This window comes from Streptomyces sp. NPDC055955 (assembly GCF_042270245.1).
Lineage (GTDB): Bacteria > Actinomycetota > Actinomycetes > Streptomycetales > Streptomycetaceae > Streptomyces.
On the sequence record NZ_JBHJYS010000010.1, the window covers coordinates 132101 to 152364 of the forward strand.

A 20264-nucleotide genomic window follows, 5' to 3' on the forward strand; every position below is an offset into this window, starting at 1 on the left:
ACGCACCACTGCGCACAACAGGGCGCAAAGCGAACGGAATTGACCACCGGGCGGACAGGGGGACGCGTCGTGGATGACTATGCCGGACGAGTGCTCGCCGACCGCTACCGCCTGCCGCTGTCGCCGGACGACGCGTACGAGTTCGCCCAGACGCGGGCGTTCGACACCTACAGCGGCCAGGAAGTCCTGGTCAGGCAGGTGCCGTTACCTGAAGTCGTCGAGGCCGAGGTGCTCGACGCCGAAGGGCTCCCGGACGGGTTCGTGCCGCGTGAGTCGCGTGGCCGGCGCGAGCGGGGGGACGCGGCGCGGACCACGCGCAGGCCGGCTGATCCCGCGGTGCGCCGTGCCGTCGAGGCCGCGCAGGCCGCTGCCCAGATACCCGACCACCCTCGGCTCGACCAGGTCTTCGACGTGTTCGCCGAGGGCGGTTCGCTGTGGATCGTCAGCGAGGTCGTCTCCGCGCGGCCGCTCGCCGCGCTGCTCGCCGAGGAGCCGCTGTCCCCGTACCGGGCGGCCGAGGTCGCGTCCGACGTCCTCACCGCGCTGCGCGCGCTGCACGCCCACGGCTGGGTCCACCGGAACATCACCGCCCGCACGGTCCTCGTGTGCGACGACGGCCGGATCGTGCTGACCGGACTCGCCGCCGGTGCGGCGGAGGAGGCGCTGTGCGGCTACGACCCGACGCCGGCGCCTCCCGCCGTCGCGGCGCCCCCGGCTCCCCGGGAGCCGCAGCCTTCGGCGCCCGCGCCCCCGTACACCCCTCCCGCTGCTTTTGCGCCCGCGCCGTCCCGGCCCGCCGCGCTCGAGGCCGGGAGCGACCCGCGTGCCGCGCGCGCGGGGGCGATAGCCGCTTACCGGGCGGGTGCACGGGCCGCCGCGCGCGGGGGTGCGGACGCGGACGGGACGCCGGGGCCGCCGCCGCAGCGCGGGCCGGGCACGGAGCACGGGGACGAGTCCGGCACCGGTGCGCAGGGCGGCGGTGCGGAGCCCGGCCGGATCGACGACCCCTACGGCGTACGCGGCTCCGCCGGGCGTCCGTGGCACGGGGCGACCCCGCGGCCCGGCATGGAGCGGTCCGAGCCGAGCGCTTCCACCCCTGAGACTCCCGACCCCGTGCCCGGAGCGCCCGTGGCCACGCGTGGGGACCAGCTCATCCCCGCGCAGCAGCAGGCGGCCCCGGCGGCCGGTCGCGGGCCCACCACCGCCCTCGCCGCCGACCGCGCGCGGCAGGCGCGGATGACCCTCGTCGGGCCCGTCACCGAGCGCTGGGCGCCCGAGCAGGCGGGACCCGTCCACGAGAACTGGCAGCTGGCCGCCCCGATCGGCCCGGCGACCGACCTGTGGGCCCTCGGCGCCCTCCTGTTCCGCGCGGTCCAGGGGCATGCCCCGTACCCGGAGGAGAACACCGGCGAGCTGGTGCAGATGGTGTGCGCCGAGCCGCCCGCGTTCGCCGAGGAGTGCGGGCCCCTGCGGCCCGTCGTCGAGTCGCTGCTGCGTCAGGACCCCACGGAGCGGCTCGACTTCGAGGAGCTGCGGGGGTGGCTCAGGTCGTTGGTGCGGTCCGCGCCGGAGCCGGAGGCGGGCACGAACGTCGTGGCGTCGCCCCCCTTCGACGCCACGCGGCTGCCGGTCGTACGGCGCCGGGGCGAGCTCGTGCGCAGGCGTCGCCGGCGCTCCGCCGCCCAGGCCGGGGCCGGGCACGCGCGGCACAAGCGGGCCAGGGCGCATCCGCAGCAGGCCGAGCGCCGTCCGCAGGCGGAGCGGCGTACGCGGCCGGAGCGGGGCTCGGCGGAGCGTCGCACCCGGTCGGATCGGCAGCCCGGCCAACCCCGTTCACTCGGCCGCACCCTGCTCGTCCTGATACTGCTCGGGCTGGCCGCCGCGGTCGCGTACGCCATGGTCTTCATGCCGAAGGCCGAGCCGAGCGGCGGCACCCCGGGGGACGGCGCGACGGATCACGCGGGCGCCACCGGCGGGGGCCGGCCCGCGCCCGAGGGCGGCAGGTCCACACCGGCTCCTTCGGCGGGTGAATCCACCGAGGGGCAGGGGAAGAACGGCGGCAAGCGCTCGTCGACCCCGGCCGCCACCGATCCGCAGACCGACTCGTCCGAACCCGGGGTCGCGCAGGGCTTCACCCTGCGCAAGGACCCCGAAGGGTTCCGGGTCGCCGTCGCCAAGGGCTGGAACCGGCAGGGCAGGAACGGACAGGGGCAGGTCCTCTACACACACGGCGACTTCGAGCTCGTCGTCGTCCCGGGCCGCGACAGCACGTCCGCGTACGGCAGCGATCCGATGACGTACCAGCGGGAGAAGGAACGCGAGTTGCAGCCGTTCCGCGACTCGACGTGGGCGACCTCCAGCGGGATGCGCCGGATCGACGTGGGCGGACGGGCCATGGCCGAGGGCCAGTTCACCTGGCAGAACTCGGCGGGCCGTGAGACGTACGTACGCAACCTCGCGATGATCGTGGGGGGCCGCTACCACGTGGTGCAGCTGCGGGGTCCCGAGGCCGAGCGCGACGAGGTGACGCGCTTGTACGAGCAGGCCTCGGCGACGTATCGGAGCACGGGCTGACGTATCAGAACTCGGGCTGATGCAACGCCGGACGGTCCACCGGCGTAGGGGCTGATGCAACGCCAGACGTCGAATCGGCGTACGGAATGCGCCCAGTTGATGACCTGTCGGCTCCCGTCGCGGCAGGGGACAAGCGTCACAGTGCGGTCTCCGTGCACCCCCGCCGGTTCCCTGTACCTGGGCCGCTCCCTAATGTGGCTCTGTCAAGGCCATGAGCGGCCGTGGCACGACCAATGCGCCTGCGGGGGAACGTGAATCAGATGCAGGGCCTGCTCCTCGCGGGCCGCTATCGACTCGGTGACTCGATCGGGCGCGGCGGCATGGGCCGGGTGTGGCGCGCGCACGACGAAGTGCTGCACCGTGCCGTGGCCGTGAAGGAACTGACGGCGGCCCAGTACGTGCAGGAGGCCGACCGCGCCGTACTGCTCGCGCGGACACAGACGGAGGCGCGGGCCGCCGCGCGGATCAACCACCCGGCGGTCGTCACCGTCCACGACGTGCTGGAGCACGACGACCGGCCGTGGATCGTGATGGAACTCGTCGACGGTCCCTCGCTCGCGGACGCCGTGAAGGAGTCGGGCCGCATCCTGCCGCGCGAGGCCGCCCGCATCGGCCTGTGGACGCTGCGGGCGCTGCGCGCCGCGCACGCGGCCGGCGTCCTGCATCGCGACGTGAAGCCGGGCAACGTCCTGCTCTCCCTCGACGGACGGGTGCTGCTCACGGACTTCGGGATCGCCCAGGTCGAGGGCGACTCGACGATCACGCGGACCGGCGAGATAGTCGGCTCGGTCGACTATCTGGCGCCCGAGCGGGTCAGCGGCGCGGCGCCCGGACCCGCGTCCGACCTGTGGGCGCTCGGCGCCACACTGTTCACGGCCGTCGAGGGGAAGTCCCCGTTCCGGCGCACGTCGCCGATCAGCACGATGCAGGCCGTCGTCGAGGACGATCCGGGCGAACTCATACACGCGCAGGCCCTCGCGCCCGTCATTCAGGCCCTGCTGCGCAAGGACCCGGCCGCGCGCCCGTCCGCCGACGAGGCCGAGACGATGCTCGCCGAGGCCGCCGAGGGACGGCGGTCCAGCGCGGCGCAGGCCTATGTGCCCACGCAGGTGCATGCCGCGGCGCCGCCGACGCCGCCGGAGAAGTCGACGGCGATAGGCGTGCATCATTCCGCCGTGCCGGTACCCGCGGCCGGCCGCCGCAAGTGGCCGCGTGTCGTCGCTGTGGCGCTGGCGGCGGCGCTCGTCGGCGGCGGCGGGACGTTCGCCGCGAACCACTACCTGAGTCACCGGACCTCGAACACGAACTCCGGCAAGGACGGGGCCACGAGTACCTCGGCGGGTTCCGGCGGCGGCCGGCACAAGGCCGGGAGCATCCCGGACAACTGGGTGCGCGTCGACGACGTGGAGGGCTTCAGCCTCATGCTCCCGAAGGGCTGGAAGCGGCAGGCGGACGGCTCCCAGGTCGACTACACACCGGACGGCGGCGCCCACTTCGTGCGGATCGCGGTCGACAAGTCCCCCGACTGGCCCGACTCGTACCACCACCAGCTGGACCTGGAGCGGCAGGTCACGAAGCTGCCCGCCTATCAGCAGATCAACCTGCAGCCCAACACCTACCGCGACCGGCCGGGCTCCCTGTGGGAGTTCACCTGGACCGCGGGCAACAAGGACACGACGTCGGGCCCGCGGCACGCCATCGAGCAGACGTACGTCGAGAACGACGGCACCGAGTACGCCATCTATCTGTCCGTGCCGTCGGCCGACTGGGACGAGGCGCGGCAGCAGTTCGACGCGATCCTGCGGAGCTGGGAACCGTAGGCACCGTGGCGGGCGGCGGCCGCCTGCGGTTTCGTTGATCCCTTGACGGCCCGGAGCAGGCCCCTCCGGGGCCCGTTCCGTGCGGCATGATGGAACGCATGGGGACCGAGGGGGAGGGCAACGTCCGTGTGATCGCCGGACGTTACCGGCTGGAGGCGCGTATCGGCCGGGGCGGAATGGGCGTCGTGTGGCGTGCCTGTGACCAGTTGCTCGGGCGGCGCGTCGCGGTCAAGGAACTCGTGCTCGACGAGTCGCTCTCCGCCGACGAGGCCCGCCGCCAGAAGGACCGCACCCTGCGCGAGGCCCGTGCGGTCGCGCAGCTCAGACACCCGAACGTCATCGTCGTCCACGACGTCGTGGAGCACGGTGAACGCCCTTACATCGTCATGGAGTTGATCGAGGGCGGCTCACTCGCCGAGCGGCTGTCGCGGACCGGTCCCGTCGACGCGCGGGAGGCGGCCCGGATCGGGATCGCGCTGCTCGGAGCGCTGCGGGTCGCGCACGCGGCGGGGGTGCTGCATCGCGATCTGAAGCCGGCCAACGTGCTCGTCGAGGCGGGCAGCGAGCGCGTCGTGCTCACGGACTTCGGGATCGCGCAGGTCAGCGGCGCGACGACGCTCACCGAGACGGGTTCCTTCGTCGGCTCGCCCGAGTACACGGCGCCCGAGCGCATGGCGGGGGAGCGGACCGGGCCCGAGTCGGACCTGTGGTCGCTCGGCGCGATGCTGTGCGCCGCCCTGACGGGCGAATCACCGTTCCGGCGCGACTCCTTGGGCGGGATCATGCACGCCGTGGTGGTCGGCGAGATCGTTCCGCCCACCGAGGCCGAGCCTCTGCTGCCCGTCGTTCGGGGACTGCTGGAGCGTGATCCGGCGCTCAGGCTCGGCCTGGACGAGGCCGACCGGCTCCTTCGCGCGTACGTCGCCACGGGCACGACGCCGCGGGCCGTGGCCGGCTACACGCCCACCGCCCGGGACACCCCCACGGTGCCCGCTCCGGAGCCCCCGCAGAAGCGTTCACCCCGCGCCGCTCTCGCGGCGGCCGCGCTCGTCGCCGCGATGGCCGGGGCCGGCGTCTCCGCGGCCGCGCTCCTCGTGAACGGCGGCGACGGCGGCGGCACCCACCGCCCCACGGCGTCCGCACCGGGCCCCACCGGCGACACGGCGTCCCCCTCCGACCCGGCCCCGGAGCCCCGCCCGACGGTCACGGTCACGGAGCGGCAGACGAGCACGCGGCCCGCGTCCCCCGCCGGATACCGCACGGCCGTCGACCCGGAGGGGTTCTCCCTGGCCGTGCCGGACGACTTCAGCCGCAAGCCCGACGGACCGCGGATCTTCTACATGTCGCCGGGCGACACGTTCAGGATCGGCATCAAGGCGACCGCCCCCGACCCGGGCGGGCCCGGCGCGGTGCAGCGCCGCTCCGACGCGAAGGGGCCCGCCAACAACCCGGGCTACCGCGACGGTTCCGTCACCGACACCACCCACGGCGGCCGGCCCGCCGCGCTCTGGCGGTTCACGTGGAACGGCTTCAGCGCGGCGGAGGGCGCGAGACACACGTACGACCTGTGCTGGGAGCAGGGCGGCCGGATGTACGACGTGTGGGTGTCGGCGCCGGTCGGGCGGATCACGGAGGCCAAGCGGTACTTCGACACGGCGGTCGCCACCTTCGTGCCGTCCGGGGGCGGCTGAGGCATCGGGGCGGTCACAACTGCGTGACCGGAGTGGATCCGGAGGTGTCCCGCACGGTAGGCATGGGGGCATGAGTCACAACGGGGGACCCGCCTACGGACCGAACGATCCGACGAGTTTCGGACTCCAGCCGCCGCAGCAGCCGCACAGGCCTCAGCAGGGGAACCCGTACGCCCAGGAGCCCCCGGTGCCGCCGCAGCCGCCCGCCGCGTATCCCCAGCCTCAGCCCTCGCACCAGCCGCCGCCCACCCAGGTCGTGCCGCCGCGGCAGAGCGCGGAGTCCGAGCCCGGCGCGGGGCGCCTCATCGGTGGGCGCTACCGGCTCCTGAGCAAGCTCGGGCACGGCGGCATGGGCACCGTGTGGCGGGCCAAGGACGAGACGGTGGACCGTGAGGTGGCGGTCAAGGAGCCGCGCGTCCCCGACCATCTGCCGGAGCGCGAGCGGGCCACCGTCTTCGAGCGGATGCGGCGCGAGGCGCGTGCGGCGGCCCGGCTCGACCATCCGGCCGTGGTCAACGTCCACGACGTCGCCGTCGAGGACGGACAGCCGTGGATCGTCATGGAGTTCGTGCAGGGGCGCACGCTCGGCGACGCGCTCCAGGAGGGCACGCTCGGCGCCCGCGACGCTGCCGGGATCGGCCTCGAGGTGCTCGGTGCCCTGGAGGCCGCGCACGCCGCGGGCGTCCTGCACCGCGACGTGAAGCCCGACAACGTGATGCTGGGCCGCCACGACCGGGTGGTCCTCACCGACTTCGGCATCGCCCAGATCGAGGGCGAGACCAATCTGACGGACACCGGCGGCTTCGTCGGCTCGCCCGAGTTCATCGCCCCGGAGCGCGTCCTCGGGCAGCGTCCGGGCCCGGCCTCGGACCTGTGGTCCCTCGGCGTCGTCCTGTACGCGGCGACGGAGGGGGTGTCGCCGTTCCGCCGCAGCAACACGCCGGCGACGCTCCAGTCCGTGCTCAACGCGACCCCGGCGGCGCCCGCCGCGGCCCGGGGCCCGCTCGCCGAGGCCATCAACGGCCTGCTCGCCAAGGACCCGGCCCGGCGCCCGAACGCGGCGCGTGTGCGGGACCTCCTGGAGCGTGCGGCCAACCCGCCCGAGCCGCCGCCCACCCAGGCCGTCCAGCTCACGGGCCCCGGCGGCAAGGGCGTCGGCCTCAGCCGCAAGGCGCTGCTCGGCGTCGGCGCGGCGGTCGTCGCGGCGGCGGTGGTGGCGTATCTGGTGGTCGCGAACCCGTTCGCGGGGCCGTTGCCGGACGGGTGGCGGGACCATCAGGAGAAGACGCTCGCGGCGACGTTCGCGGCGCCGCCGGAGTACGTCAGATCCGTGGCGGACAACAGCATCATCAAGACCGATCACTGGGTCTCGTACCGGGATCCGAGTTACGCGGTCTCCATCACCCTCTCGCTCAAGAAGAAGTCCGAGGACAGCGTGAACGGGATCGCGAGCTCCGCGTCCGCGCAGGCCTACAAGGACTCCGACGAGATCAACAAGGGTGATGACCCGAGGATGGCGGACAAGCCCGTTCCGCACAGCCGGACCGCCAAGACCACGTACAAGGACCGTGAGGCCGCCGAGAACACCATCACCTACACGGATGACAGTGATTCCGACGCGCCCAAGCCGCGCGAGGCGAAGGTCTTCTACTACAAGACCCGGTCGGGCGACATGTACCAGCTGTGGATCGACTACCCGGGCAGGGGAGACTTCACCGAGCGCGGGCGTGAGGTGGCGAAGGCGGCGATCGCCAACCTCGACATCGACAAAGTCTGACCGGCAAGCACCGGCAAGCACCGGCGAGCACCGAGAAGCATCGGCAAGCACCGCGAACATCGACGAACTCTGGGTGAAGGCCCTGACAACGCCCTGATCAGGGGCTTTGTTGCCAGCGATCGCTGGCGGCGTGTGAGTGCTTGGTGAAACCTCGTTACCCGTGGGTACCCAAAACGTTGACGGGCGCTTACGCTCGCGCCATGACGGACTCGCAGGCCATCTCCAAGGACCGTACGGACAAGACCGGCACGAACCCGGTCGCCCCCGCCCCGCAGGGCGCGCGCACCGTGGCCGACGTGGTGACGCCCGAGCTGGTCGCCCAGCTCACCAAGGGTGTGGCCGGCTCGGGCCGCACCGCCAACCACACGCCGTTCACCGGCGAGAAGCTGGCGGACCTGCCCGAGTCCACGCCCGAGGACGTCGCGAAGGCCTTCGAGCGGGCCCGCGCCGCGCAGGCGGTCTGGGCGAAGGTGCCCGCGCGCCGGCGTGCCGCCGTGCTGCTCCGCTTCCACGACCTGGTGCTCGCCCGCCAGGCCGAGGTCCTCGACCTGATCCAGCTGGAGACCGGCAAGGCGCGCCTGCACGCGCACGAAGAGGTCCAGGCCGTCGCCGTCGCGGCCCGCCACTACGGCCGCAAGGCCCCCTCCTATCTGAAGCCGAAGCGGCACACGGGCGCCGTCCCGACCCTCACCAAGGTCACCGAACTGCGTCAGCCGCGCGGTGTCGTGGGCCAGATCGCGCCCTGGAACTACCCGTTCGAGCTGTCGGTCGGCGACGCGCTCCCCGCGTTCGTGTCCGGCAACGCGGTCGTCATGAAGCCCGACACGGAGACCTGCCTGACCGCGCTGTGGGCGCGTGACCTGCTCATCGAGGCGGGTCTTCCCGCCGAGGTCTTCCAGGTCGTTCTCGGCGAGGGCCCGGTCGTGGGGCCCGAGTTGGTCAAGCACGCCGACTACGTCTCGTTCACCGGTTCCACCCGCACGGGCCGCGAGGTCGCCCAGGGCGCCGCCGCGCGCCTCGTCGGCGTCTCCCTCGAACTCGGCGGCAAGAACGCGATGCTGGTCCTCGAGGACGCCGACATCGACAAGGCGGCGGCCGGCGCGGTCCGTGCCTGCTTCTCCTCCGCGGGCCAGCTCTGCATCTCCATCGAGCGGCTCTACGTCCACGAGTCGATCGCCGACGCGTTCGTCGAGCGGTTCGCCACGCGCACCAAGGCGATGCGCCTGGGCAAGTCCCTCGCGTACGGCGCCGACATGGGATCTCTCGTCGGCGAGCGGCAGTTGGAGACGGTGACGCGGCACGTCGACGAGGCCGTCGCCAAGGGTGCGAAGCTCGTGGCCGGCGGCGTCGCGCGCCCCGACATCGGCCCGTACTTCTTCGAGCCCACCATCCTCGACGGCGTCGAGGCGCCGATGGCCGTCTGCAACGAGGAGACCTTCGGCCCGGTCGTCTCCATCTACCGCTTCACGGACGAGGACGAGGTCATCGACCTCGCCAACGGGACCTCGTACGGCCTGAATTCCTCGGTCTGGACGAAGGACGCGAAGCGCGGTCACGCCGTCGCCTCCCGGCTGCGCACCGGCACGGTGAACATCAACGAGGGCTACGCGCCCGCGTACGGCAGCGTCCAGTCGCCGATGGGCGGCATGAAGGACTCGGGCCTCGGCCGCCGCCACGGCTCCGAGGGCATCCTCAAGTACACCGAGGCGCAGACCGTCGCGCACCAGCGGATCATGCCGATGGCGCCGTCGTTCGGGATGACCGACGAGAAGTACGCCGCGTTCATGAGCCGCAGCCTGAAGGCGATGAAGACCTTCCGTCTTCGTTAGAGCACCACCCGTTCTCGACGAGGAGAGCCAGTGTCACAGGAGAACTCTGCCCGCAGTGGAGCCGCGAGCGACGACGACGCCGCGTACGACTACGACGTCCTCGTCGTCGGCTCCGGCTTCGGCGGATCCGTGTCCGCCCTGCGCCTGACCGAGAAGGGCTACCGCGTCGGCGTGCTCGAGGCGGGCCGCCGCTTCGAGCCCGGCACGCTGCCGAAGAACTCCTGGGACCTCAAGAACTACCTGTGGGCACCCAAGTTCGGCATGTACGGCATCCAGCGCATCCACCTCCTCGGCAACGTGATGGTCCTCGCCGGGGCGGGCGTCGGAGGCGGCTCGCTGAACTACGCCAACACCCTCTACGTGCCCCCGAAGCCCTTCTTCGAGGACCCGCAGTGGAAGGACATCACCGACTGGCAGGCCGAGCTGAAGCCGTACTACGACCAGGCGCAGCGCATGCTGGGCGTGCGGCTCAACCCGACCATGACCCCCGCCGACGTCCACCTCAAGGCGGCGGCCCAGGACATGGGCATCGGCGACACGTTCCACATGGCGCCCGTGGGTGTCTTCTTCGGTGACGGCAAGGACGCCGACGGCTCGGCGAAGGCCGCGCCCGGCACGCAGGTCGACGACCCGTACTTCGGGGGCGCGGGCCCGGCCCGCAAGGCGTGCACCGAGTGCGGCGAGTGCATGACGGGCTGCCGCCACGGCGCGAAGAACACCCTCAACGAGAACTACCTGTACCTCGCCGAGAAGGCGGGCGCGGTCGTGCACCCGATGACGACGGTCGTCTCCGTCACCGACGACTCGCAGGGGGGTTTCGCGGTGGCGACGCTCCCGACGGACGACAGGAAGAAGGGCGCGGGCCGTACGTTCAAGGCCCGGCGCGTCGTCGTCGCGGCCGGCACGTACGGCACGCAGACCCTGCTGCACCGGATGAAGTCCGGCGGTCAACTCCCGTATCTGTCGGCGAGGCTGGGTGAGCTGACGCGCACGAACTCCGAGGCGCTCGTCGGGGCCCAGACCAACAACCGCCGCTACAAGAAGCGTCACGGCAGGCCCAAGGTCGACTTCACCCAGGGCGTCGCGATCACGTCCTCGATCCATCCGGACGAGAACACGCACATCGAGCCGGTCCGCTACGGCAAGGGCTCGAACGCGATGGGCGGCATGACGATCCTTCAGGTCCCCTACGCGCAGGGCTCGTCCCGCGTGGCCGGGTGGCTCGCCAACGTGGCCAAGCACCCGACGCTGATGGCGCGTTCGCTCTCCAACCACCGCTGGTCCGAGCGGACCATCATCGGTCTGGTCATGCAGTCCCTCGACAACTCGCTGACGACGTATCTGAAGCCGGACGGCGTCGGGAAGGGACTGCTCACGGCCGAGCAGGGCCACGGCGCGCCCAACCCCAAGCAGATCAAGGCCGCCGTGGACGCCGCGTCCACGATCGCGGCCGAGATCAACGGCTTCGCGGGCTCGAACATCGGCGAGCTGATGGGGACCCCGTTGACCGCGCACTTCCTGGGCGGCTGCCCGATCGGCGACTCCCCGGAGACGGGCGTCATCGACCCGTACCACCGCGTCTACGGGCACCCGGGCATCTCGGTCGTCGACGGTGCCGCGGTCACGGCGAATCTGGGCGTCAACCCGTCCCTGACCATCACGGCGCAGGCCGAGCGCGCGATGTCGTACTGGCCCAACAAGGGCGAGGAGGACCCGCGTCCGGCGCAGGGCGTGGCGTACGCGCGGCTGTCCGCGGTCGCGCCGAAGAACCCGGCGGTCCCGGAGGACGCGTTCGGCGCGCTGAAGCTGCCGTTCCTGGGGATGCCGACAGTTCCTCCCAAGAAGACCGCGAAGTGACACCGGGCGGCTGACCCCGGACACACGTAAGGACCTGCGCCCCCCTCCGAGCGCAGGTCCTTCTCGTGTGCGTAGTACGCCCCCAGGGGGTGTTACGCGGTGGCGCCGGCCTTGCGGCGACGCACGGTGAACACGGCACCGGCACCGGCGACGACGGCGACGCCGCCGATGAGGCCGATGGTCGGGACCATGGAGGAGGAACCGGTCTCCGCGAGGCTGCCGGTCACCTCCTGGGTGTTGTCGTCGTTCGGCTTCTCGGACGGCATCGGGACCTTGCCGCCTTCCTGCGGCTTGGTCCCGTCGGTGTCCGTGCCGGGCTTCACGATCTGGATGATGTAGCTGGCGGACGTGTCGCTGAGGCAGTCCAGCTCGTCGTCGTTGTAGAAGCCGCCGCCGATGGTCAGACCCTCACCGATGGGGGCGCCGGCCTTCACGTTCAGGCGGAGCTGGTAGTTGACGGACTTGCCGGCCTTGATGCCCGACAGGTCGAGGAAGCCGAACGAGTAGCCGTCGCCGTCGTCGATGTCGACCCAGGTGCCGTCGACCTTCGCCTGGAGGCGGACCTGGCTCGCCTTGTACGCGTTCTCGGCGTTCTCGTCGTTCGGGCCGACACCCGCGTAGAAGATGGCCTCGTCGAGGTCGGTCTTCGTCGGGTTCTTCACGTTGAGGGTGAAGCCGTGCCAGCCGCTGCCGGCCGCGATCTTGCCGGGCAGACCGCTGAGGGAGACGGACAGCTTGGACTGGTAGTCCTCGTTGTCCACCTCGCAGATGCCGGTCGGGTCGGTCGGCTCGTCGGACGGCGTCGCGGATGCGGACGGCGACGGCGACGTGGAGTCGGACGGCGTGCCCGACGGGGCGGTGTCGTTCGTCGCGGGCGTGGAGGCCGGCGTCGAAGGGGTCTCGGGGGTGGACGGGGTGGTTTCCGGCGACGACGGCGTGGCCGGGGTCGACGCAGGCGTCTCGGCCGGGGTCGACGCGGGCGTCTCGTCGGAAACCGCCGCGGGGGCGTCGGGCGCCTCCCCGTCGGCAAACGCGGCCGGAGCCGACAGCAGCGCGATCGGGGCTATGGCAGCCGTCGCGGCCGCGGCGGCCAGGGCACGGCGAAGCTTCATGAAGACCTCGGAAAGTCCGGCGTACTGCTTCGGCACAGTACGAGCTGAGAGGCCTCCGCGTTGTGGGGTCGCGGGTGTGGCCGTTGGTTCCGCACATGTGACCGGCAGCCCCGGGAAATGGTTGCCCTCCAACTAACGCGATTCTTATGTGAGCTGGCTCACCCAGGGCCCCGTACAACCTTTGTGGCGATCTCCGATCGTTACGCAAAGCGCTGGTAAAGGGGGCCGGTCGCGGGCTTGGATGGCGCCTCGGTACGGGCCGACGCGTGGCGCCGTGCCGCAGAAGACGAAGGTGGGAATGTGAACTCAGGTGTGAGGCGTGCCGTGGCGGCTGCCGCCGTGGTCGCGGCGCTGGGTGTGGTGACGGCGTGCGGGGGGTCCTCCGAGACCACCGACGACGCCAAGAAGCCGGCCGCTTCGGAGAAGACCTCGGCGCCGGCGAAGCCCGCCGAGGAGGGGGCGAAGGCGCTCACCGCGGCAGAGCTGGAGAAGGCCGTCGTCGCCACGGGCGACGTCAAGGGCTACAAGGTCGAGAAGGTGGGCAAGAACGACCTGCCGCCGACCGAGAGCGTCCCCGCGAAGCCGGCCGCGTGCCAGCCGCTCGCCGACATGTTCATGTTCTCGACGCAGCCGACGGCGAAGGACCGCGTCGTGCGCACGCTCATGGCGACGGACGAACTCGATCCCAAGGTGACCTCGCTGGCGCTGCTCGCGCACGACGGTGCCGACGCCGCCGAGGTCATGAAGGACCTGCGCACGGCCTCGAAGAACTGCACCGCGTACGAGCACGTCGACTACAAGTACAGCGGCGTCAAGGAGCGGCCCGCGCCCGACGCGGGTGACGAGGCCGTCTCGTACGACGTGAAGGGCGTCATCGACGGCGACAAGGTCCCGATGACCTTCACCGTGGTGCGCAGCGGCTCGACGGTCGTGGCCTTCTACACCATGAACATGCTGGACTCGAGTAAGACCGACGTGCCGCAGGCGATCGTCGCGGCGCAGCTCGCGAAGCTGGAGAAGGCCGTCTGATCCGCACGGTCCGGTGATCCGCGGGTCCGGATCGGCTCGACGGCACAGCGAAGGGCCCCGCGGACGCGTCCGCGGGGCCCTTGGCCTTCAGCACCGACGTCAGGGCGGCGTCGGTGCCGGGGGAGCGGCGCCGGGGGGTTGCGCCGCTGGTGGGGGTCTGCCAGGGGTCGCCACTCCGGCGCGCGGTGGCGCGCGGATGGGGCGGACCTGCGGCGATTCACTTGTGCAGCCCGGGACGTGGGGCTTTGTGGGATGTGGGGGTTCCTGCGCTTCGTGCTCGCGGGTCTGTCGTGCGCGCCACCGTGTCGACCGACCCTTTCGACCACAGGGGCGAAGGGTTCTGCTGGGAGGCCGACCGGCCCCGGGCGTCCCCGGGACCGGCCGTTCTCTTGGGTGACCGGGCTGCTGTCCCCTGCCGTCCGGTCACAAACACTGGAGCGAGGTCCCACGACGTACGGCATGGATCCCTACGTCTCATCGCTCCAGCGGAGCCACGCGTGGATTGAGCGGGCCCGCCCCTGGCTGGCACGGACATCGGTACCAACGAAGGGTGCCGCGCACCGGTCACGCGCCGTACGGGTGAGAGCGGATCCGAACGTGGGTGCGTCGCGTAGGCCTCAGACCCGGCCGCGGCACAGCTCCAGGAGCGTCATCGCGAGGCCGGTGCCGGGCTTGCCGAGGGCGTCCCTGTAGTGGCCGAGGACCTCCAGCTCGCGGGCCAGGTTCACGCGGCGCCCGCCCGAGGTGATCCGTGCCTCCTGGATGACGGCCGAGACGGCCATCCGTTCCTGGATCAGGCCGATGATCCGGTCGTCGAGTGTGTCGATGCGCTCGCGGGCGCCGGTGATCACGTCGGCGGCCTCGGAGGTGCGGGCGCCGGTCTTCTCGGCGGTGTCCGTGGCGGTGGTGCTGGTCGTGGCGGTGGTGGCAGTCATCCTGGGGCTCCTCGTCGTATGGGGACGGGTGTCCCGGAGCGGCAAGGACCGGATACGACAGAACGCCCCGGGCCTTGTCGGCCCGGGGCGCCCGGTAAGTCGCTTGTCAGGTGATCAAGCAGCTCCACCATGGCAGCCGGCGGGCCGGTTGCCATAGGTAAAGAGGAAGTCGATGCGGTGCTTGGTCACACCCCCAGTATGCCCCGCCACGAGTGGCCCCGCCCACCGCGTCCGTGGGATGAGACGAAGAGTCTCCTCACGGGCCCGTTAGAATCGACAAAACAGACCCCTGCTCGTGTTCCACCGCCGGAAGGCCGCCGCCGTGCCATCAGCGTCCCCCGCTGCCGCCCCTGACACCGTTCTGGTTGTCGACTTTGGTGCGCAGTACGCCCAGCTCATCGCCCGTCGCGTCCGCGAGGCCCGCGTCTACAGCGAGATCGTGCCGAGCACCATGCCGGTCGAGGAGATGCTCGCCAAGAACCCGAAGGCGATCATCCTCTCCGGCGGTCCCTCGTCCGTGTACGCGGAGGGCGCACCGCGCCTGGACCGCGCCATCTTCGAGGCCGGCGTCCCCGTCTTCGGCATGTGCTACGGCTTCCAGCTGATGGCCACGACCCTCGGCGGCACCGTCGACGACAACGGCGCCCGCGAGTACGGTCGTACGCCGCTGACCGTCTCCCGCCCCGGCTCCACCCTCTTCGAGGGCACCCCGACCGAGCAGCCCGTGTGGATGTCGCACGGCGACGCCTGCTCGGCCGCGCCCGAGGGCTTCACCGTCACCGCGTCCACGGACGTCGTGCCGGTCGCCGCCTTCGAGAACGACGCGAAGAAGCTGTACGGCGTGCAGTACCACCCCGAGGTCATGCACTCCACGTACGGCCAGCAGGTCCTCGAGCACTTCCTCTACCGGGGCGCCGGCATCGAGCCGACCTGGACCACGGGCAACGTGATCGAGGAGCAGGTCGCCGCGATCCGCGAGCAGGTCGGCACGAAGCGCGCGATCTGCGGTCTGTCCGGCGGTGTCGACTCCGCGGTGGCCGCGGCCCTCGTGCAGAAGGCCATCGGCTCCCAGCTGACCTGCGTCTACGTCGACCACGGCCTGATGCGCAAGGGGGAGACCGAGCAGGTCGAGAAGGAGTTCGTCGCCTCGACCGGCGCGAACCTGAAGGTCGTCGACGCGAGCCAGCGCTTCCTCGACGCACTGGCCGGCGTCTCCGACCCGGAGACCAAGCGGAAGATCATCGGCCGCGAGTTCATCCGTGTCTTCGAGCAGGCGCAGGCGGAGATCGTCGCCGAGGGCGCGGCCGACGGCGAGGACGTCGCGTTCCTCGTCCAGGGCACGCTCTACCCGGACGTCGTCGAGTCCGGCGGCGGCACCGGCACGGCGAACATCAAGTCCCACCACAACGTGGGCGGCCTCCCCGAGGACCTGGAGTTCGCGCTCGTCGAGCCGCTGCGCCAGCTCTTCAAGGACGAGGTGCGCATGGTCGGCGCCGAGCTCGGTCTGCCGGACGACATCGTCCAGCGCCAGCCGTTCCCGGGCCCCGGTCTCGGTATCCGCATCGTCGGCGAGGTCACCAAGGACCGGCTCGACCTGCTGCGCGAGGCCGACGCCATCGCCCGCGAGGAGCTGACGGCGGCCGGTCTCGACCGTGACATCTGGCAGTGCCCGGTCGTCCTGCTCGCGGACGTCCGCAGCGTCGGTGTCCAGGGCGACGGCCGCACCTACGGCCACCCGATCGTCCTGCGCCCCGTCTCCTCCGAGGACGCCATGACGGCGGACTGGACGCGCATGCCGTACGACGTCCTGGCGAAGATCTCGACCCGCATCACGAACGAGGTCGCGGACGTCAACCGCGTCGTGCTCGACGTGACGAGCAAGCCGCCGGGCACCATCGAGTGGGAGTAGTCGCTCCCCGACACCGCGTGTGAAGGCGCCGCCCACTGCTGCATGCAGGGGGCGGCGCCTTCGCGTGTGCCCTTCGCGTGCGCCCGGAGCGTGCGCCTTCGGCTGTGTCCGAGCGTGTGCCCCCGCGTGCCGCGGGGCTCAGGTGCGCTTGGCGGTGCGTACCGGCTCGCCCGGCTTCCACACCTGTACGACCAGGTACGTGTCGTCCTCGATGAAGGTGCGGGTGACCTCGGTCAGCTCGGTGCGGAAGAGGTGGAAGTCGTCCGGGTCGGGCACCTTTACCGAGTCCGTGTACGAGGCGATGACCTCGGGGTCCTCGACGAGCAGCGCGCGGCCCGAGATCCGTACGTCCCCGCCGCCCATGCCGGTGCCGTCGCCCGGGTTGGCCTGGACGGCGAAGCGCGGGTCCCGGAGGAGATCGCGGGCCTTGAGCGAGCCAGGCATCATGCCGAGCCAGAACTCCCCGTGCAGGAACCGCACCTCCAGTCCGCTCGTGCGCGGCGAACCGTCCCTGCGGAGGGTCGCCAGGGTGTGGTGCCGGAACTGACCGAAGCGCTCCTCGACCGTCTTGGCGAGGTCCGGTTCGGCCGCGGTGAATGTGGCCCAGTTCGACGTCATACGCCGAGTCTGGCGCGGATACCCGACACCTGCTGTCCGGTATGAGCGGCAGTTCGGCGCACTCTCTTCACCGCTCGCCTCTGTCCTCCTGCGCTCCTCGAAGGTAACTTCCGCTCCATGTCCACGCAGACGCCGCCGCCGGTACCCACCGAACACCTCCAGTTCGCGATGCCCCCCGTCCATGACTTCCCGGCCGACGAGCGCCGGCACCGCAAGGAGCGGCTCGCGGGCGCGCTGCGCATCTTCGGGCGCCTCGGCTACGAGGACGGGGTGTCGGGGCACATCACGGCGCGGGACCCGGAGTACGACGACTGCTACTGGGTGAACCCGTTCGGCATGCCGTTCAAGCACGTCACCGTGTCCGACCTGGTCCTCGCCAACGGGGACGGGCAGGTCGTCGAGGGCCGCCGCCATGTGAACCAGGCCGCGTTCACCGTCCACGCCCAGGTCCACCGGGCGCGGCCCGACGTCGTCGCCGTCGCGCACTGCCACTCGCTCAACGGGCGGGCCCTGTCCACGCTGGGCGAGCTGATCGCCCCGATCACCCAGGAGGCGTGCGCCTTCTACGAGGACCACGCGCTGCTCGACGAGTACACCGGCGTGGCCGTGGACCCGGACGAGGGGCGGCGGATCGCGGCCGCGCTCGGCTCGTACAAGGCGCTCATCCTGCGCAACCACGGGCTGCTCACCGTGGGCGAATCCGTCGACTCGGCCGCGTGGTGGTTCCTGTCGATGGAGCGCTCCTGCCAGGTGCAGCTCGCCGCGCGGGCCGCGGGCCGCCCGATCCTGATCGACCATCGTCAGGCCGTGGCGTCACGGGAACAGCTGGGCGGCGACCTGGTCGCGTGGATCAACCACCAGCCTCTGTGGCAGGACATCAGCAGCGCGGAGCCGGATCTGCTGTCCTGAGCGCGGGGCTGTGGCCTCGGGGGTCAACACGGGTGTTCACCGTTCACCCCCTCTGACCGGACCTGGCGGCCCTGGACGGCCTTGCGTACGGCACAATTCCCAGTCATCACACGGAAGTTGACGCGCGACCGTTCGGGTCGGGCGGGCTCCGGACGGGAAGGCGGGCGTACCGGGTGGCGGTCCAGGAGGCGCGAGAGGAAACGCACAGTGGGGGCTGCACCTGCGGCGACTGCCCGCACGGAGCGCGCGAAGGGCACCGCAGGGCCGTGGCCGCGTTCCTCGCGAAGCGGGACGAACTGGCGGCCGGGCAAGGGCTGCCCGCCGCTGTCGCCCACTCGGCGGGCGCGTCCCGCCAGTGGGTGTCGGACGAACTGACGCAGTCCGCACGCGACATGGCCGATCGCGGGCGCGCCGAGGGCGACACGTGGCTCGCGGGGCTCTGGTCGCGCACCGTCGGCGTGGTGTGGGGCGGGTGCGCGCTGCTCCTGATCGTGCAGGCGCTCACGGCGATCGGCGCCGGCTGGACGACGGCGCGCACGGCCGGGCTGCTGGCGGCGGTCGTCGTGGGCGGCCTCCTGACCGGCGCGGCCTACGTCCACCGGGCGGCCGGCGGGGTACTCGCCCCGGTCGTCGGCGAGGACAACCGCCTGTCCACCTCCCGCGCCGTCGCCGCGTGCTGGGTCCTCGTCGTGGTCTACGCGGTCCTTGTCCTGGCGGGCGAGCTGGCCGGCGCCTCCGGCCACCGCGAACGGGACGCGCTGATCGCGGGTCTCGACCTCGCCCGGGGAGCCGGAGTGGTGACCGTCCTTGCCGTCGTCTGCGGGGTCGCCGTCCTGGTGCGTCGGGTCGTGGGGCTGCGCGTGCTCGGCCAGCGCCTGCAGAAGGTGCGCGCGGACCGGCCGCGCGCCGCCGACCTGCTCACGGACGACTCGGGACGCGGCACCTTCGCCGACATCCAGTACGTGCTGATCTCGGCCGTCGCCCTGGTGTTCGTCGCGGTGCGGCTCGCGCGCCGCCCCGGACAGCTGCCGGATCTTCCCTGGGGGCTTGCCCTGCTGGTCCTGGTCTCGGCGGCCACGTATCTCGCGGCCAAGTACGCGGAGGGCGGCCGGCCCGTGATCCTCTCGGTCGTGCGGTCCCGTGAGGCCGGGGACCTGGACGCGCCGATCCGCACCGGCGACGACATCGAGATCCGCGGAGCCGGCTTCGTGCCGCCCGGCGCGGCCACCGCGGACCGGCTCACCCGCATGGTCGTCCGCATCGGACCCGTGCACGTCCATGTGCCTCTCGTCCCGGTGCAAGGGGGTTTCACCAACCCCACCGACTCGGTCCTGACGGTCCCGGTCCCCGTGGACGTGGAGCCGGGGCGGGTCGACGTCCAGGTCGTCACCGCGGCGGGCGTGGAGACGAACCGGTGCGCGATCGACGTTTCGGACTGAGCGCACGCGTCCGGCCTGCGGCAATGACCAAACGTCACTGAACAATCGCAGCCACTCGTACGTATGGTCTGAGGAAGGGCAATTCTGCGGGCACTTATGCGGGCGCGAGAGGCGGCGGACGGGCGATGGCTCATGGCATGCGGACGGACACCCAGACCGGTTACGTCAACGACACAGGCAGCTGGCGCGACACCGCTCAACGGTTCGCACTCCTTCCCTTGCGGATCTTCCTCGGCGTCACCTTCATCTACGCGGGGCTCGACAAACTGACCGACAGCGCGTTCTTCCACGCCACCGGATCGGGCTCGATCGGTGAGCAGATGCGCGGCGTGCGGGACATCTCCGCCATCCCCGCCATGGTCGACCTCGCGCTCAAGAACCCGGCCGGCTTCGGCTACGCGATCGCCTTCGGAGAACTGGCCGTCGGCATCGGCACGCTGATCGGTCTGCTCGCCCGGCTCGCCGCGGTCGGCGGGATGCTGATCTCGCTGAGCCTGTGGCTGACGGTGAGCTGGGCGACCGAGCCCTATTACCTGGGCAACGATCTCGCGTACCTGATGGCGTGGCTGCCGCTGGCGCTTGCGGGGGCGTCGGTGTTCTCGGTGGATGCGATGCTCGCGGCCCGGCGCCGGTCCCGGGGCGGGCTGAGATGACGGGATCCTTGTGATCCGTGTGCGGCGACGCGTCCTTTCCTGAGACGCGCGCGTCCCGGTTCGGCCGCGGGGCGGGGGCGGGGGAGCCAGGCGCGCAATTCCCCGCGCCGCG

Annotated in this window: 14 protein-coding genes; 11 read left to right on the top strand and 3 right to left on the bottom strand. The window is 71.7% G+C overall.

Annotated elements, in window-relative coordinates; all coding sequences use genetic code 11:
* Positions 1 to 69: 69 nt before the first annotated feature.
* The 6 genes from ACFC96_RS21560 (at position 70) to ACFC96_RS21585 (ending at position 11548) form a co-directional block, all read left to right on the top strand.
* On the top strand, positions 70 to 2574 hold the full coding sequence (locus tag ACFC96_RS21560; RefSeq protein WP_376613608.1) for a protein kinase: 2505 nt from the start codon (positions 70 to 72) through the stop codon (positions 2572 to 2574).
* 260 nt (positions 2575 to 2834) lie between these two features.
* On the top strand, positions 2835 to 4394 hold the full coding sequence (locus ACFC96_RS21565) for a protein kinase (protein ID WP_376613743.1): 1560 nt from the start codon (positions 2835 to 2837) through the stop codon (positions 4392 to 4394).
* A 98-nt stretch (positions 4395 to 4492) separates the two neighbouring features.
* The gene (locus ACFC96_RS21570) at positions 4493 to 6085 is read left to right on the top strand and encodes a protein kinase (protein WP_376260098.1); all 1593 of its coding nucleotides are present in this window, start codon (positions 4493 to 4495) and stop codon (positions 6083 to 6085) included.
* Positions 6086 to 6155: 70 nt separating this feature from the next.
* Positions 6156 to 7862, top strand: a complete 1707-nt coding sequence (locus tag ACFC96_RS21575; protein ID WP_376613610.1) for a serine/threonine-protein kinase — start codon at positions 6156 to 6158, stop codon at positions 7860 to 7862.
* A gap of 200 nt (positions 7863 to 8062) precedes the next feature.
* The gene (locus ACFC96_RS21580) at positions 8063 to 9691 is read left to right on the top strand and encodes a succinic semialdehyde dehydrogenase (protein WP_376613611.1); all 1629 of its coding nucleotides are present in this window, start codon (positions 8063 to 8065) and stop codon (positions 9689 to 9691) included.
* A gap of 30 nt (positions 9692 to 9721) precedes the next feature.
* Complete coding sequence (locus tag ACFC96_RS21585; RefSeq protein ID WP_376613613.1) at positions 9722 to 11548, top strand: GMC oxidoreductase; 1827 nt, start codon at positions 9722 to 9724, stop codon at positions 11546 to 11548.
* Between the two features lie 92 nt (positions 11549 to 11640).
* Here the strand turns inward: ACFC96_RS21585 and ACFC96_RS21590 are convergent, their stop codons facing one another.
* A complete protein-coding gene (locus ACFC96_RS21590) occupies positions 11641 to 12696 on the bottom strand; it encodes an LAETG motif-containing sortase-dependent surface protein (protein WP_376613615.1) in 1056 nt (351 codons plus the stop codon).
* 264 nt (positions 12697 to 12960) lie between these two features.
* Here ACFC96_RS21590 and ACFC96_RS21595 point away from each other — a divergent pair, with 264 nt between their 5' ends.
* Entirely contained in the window at positions 12961 to 13689 is a 729-nt protein-coding gene (locus ACFC96_RS21595; RefSeq protein WP_376260089.1) for a hypothetical protein, read from the top strand.
* Positions 13690 to 14306: 617 nt separating this feature from the next.
* On the opposite strand, the gene ACFC96_RS21600 is transcribed toward ACFC96_RS21595, so the two are convergent.
* A complete protein-coding gene (locus tag ACFC96_RS21600) occupies positions 14307 to 14624 on the bottom strand; it encodes a chorismate mutase (RefSeq protein ID WP_376260087.1) in 318 nt (105 codons plus the stop codon).
* Positions 14625 to 14946: 322 nt separating this feature from the next.
* Between ACFC96_RS21600 and guaA the strand changes: the two genes are divergently transcribed.
* A complete protein-coding gene (gene guaA, locus ACFC96_RS21605; RefSeq protein ID WP_376260085.1) occupies positions 14947 to 16533 on the top strand; it encodes a glutamine-hydrolyzing GMP synthase in 1587 nt (528 codons plus the stop codon).
* A 138-nt stretch (positions 16534 to 16671) separates the two neighbouring features.
* On the opposite strand, the gene ACFC96_RS21610 is transcribed toward guaA, so the two are convergent.
* Positions 16672 to 17151: a pyridoxamine 5'-phosphate oxidase family protein gene (locus tag ACFC96_RS21610; protein WP_376260083.1), complete on the bottom strand. Its 480-nt coding sequence runs from the start codon at positions 17149 to 17151 to the stop codon at positions 16672 to 16674.
* Between the two features lie 117 nt (positions 17152 to 17268).
* Here ACFC96_RS21610 and ACFC96_RS21615 point away from each other — a divergent pair, with 117 nt between their 5' ends.
* The 3 genes from ACFC96_RS21615 to ACFC96_RS21625 all read left to right on the top strand — a co-directional run bounded on the left by ACFC96_RS21615 (position 17269) and on the right by ACFC96_RS21625 (position 20152).
* Entirely contained in the window at positions 17269 to 18060 is a 792-nt protein-coding gene (locus ACFC96_RS21615) for a class II aldolase/adducin family protein (RefSeq protein ID WP_376260081.1), read from the top strand.
* Between the two features lie 173 nt (positions 18061 to 18233).
* Positions 18234 to 19499, top strand: a complete 1266-nt coding sequence (locus ACFC96_RS21620) for a hypothetical protein (RefSeq protein ID WP_376613617.1) — start codon at positions 18234 to 18236, stop codon at positions 19497 to 19499.
* A gap of 125 nt (positions 19500 to 19624) precedes the next feature.
* Complete coding sequence (locus ACFC96_RS21625; protein WP_376613619.1) at positions 19625 to 20152, top strand: DoxX family protein; 528 nt, start codon at positions 19625 to 19627, stop codon at positions 20150 to 20152.
* Positions 20153 to 20264 lie beyond the last annotated feature (112 nt).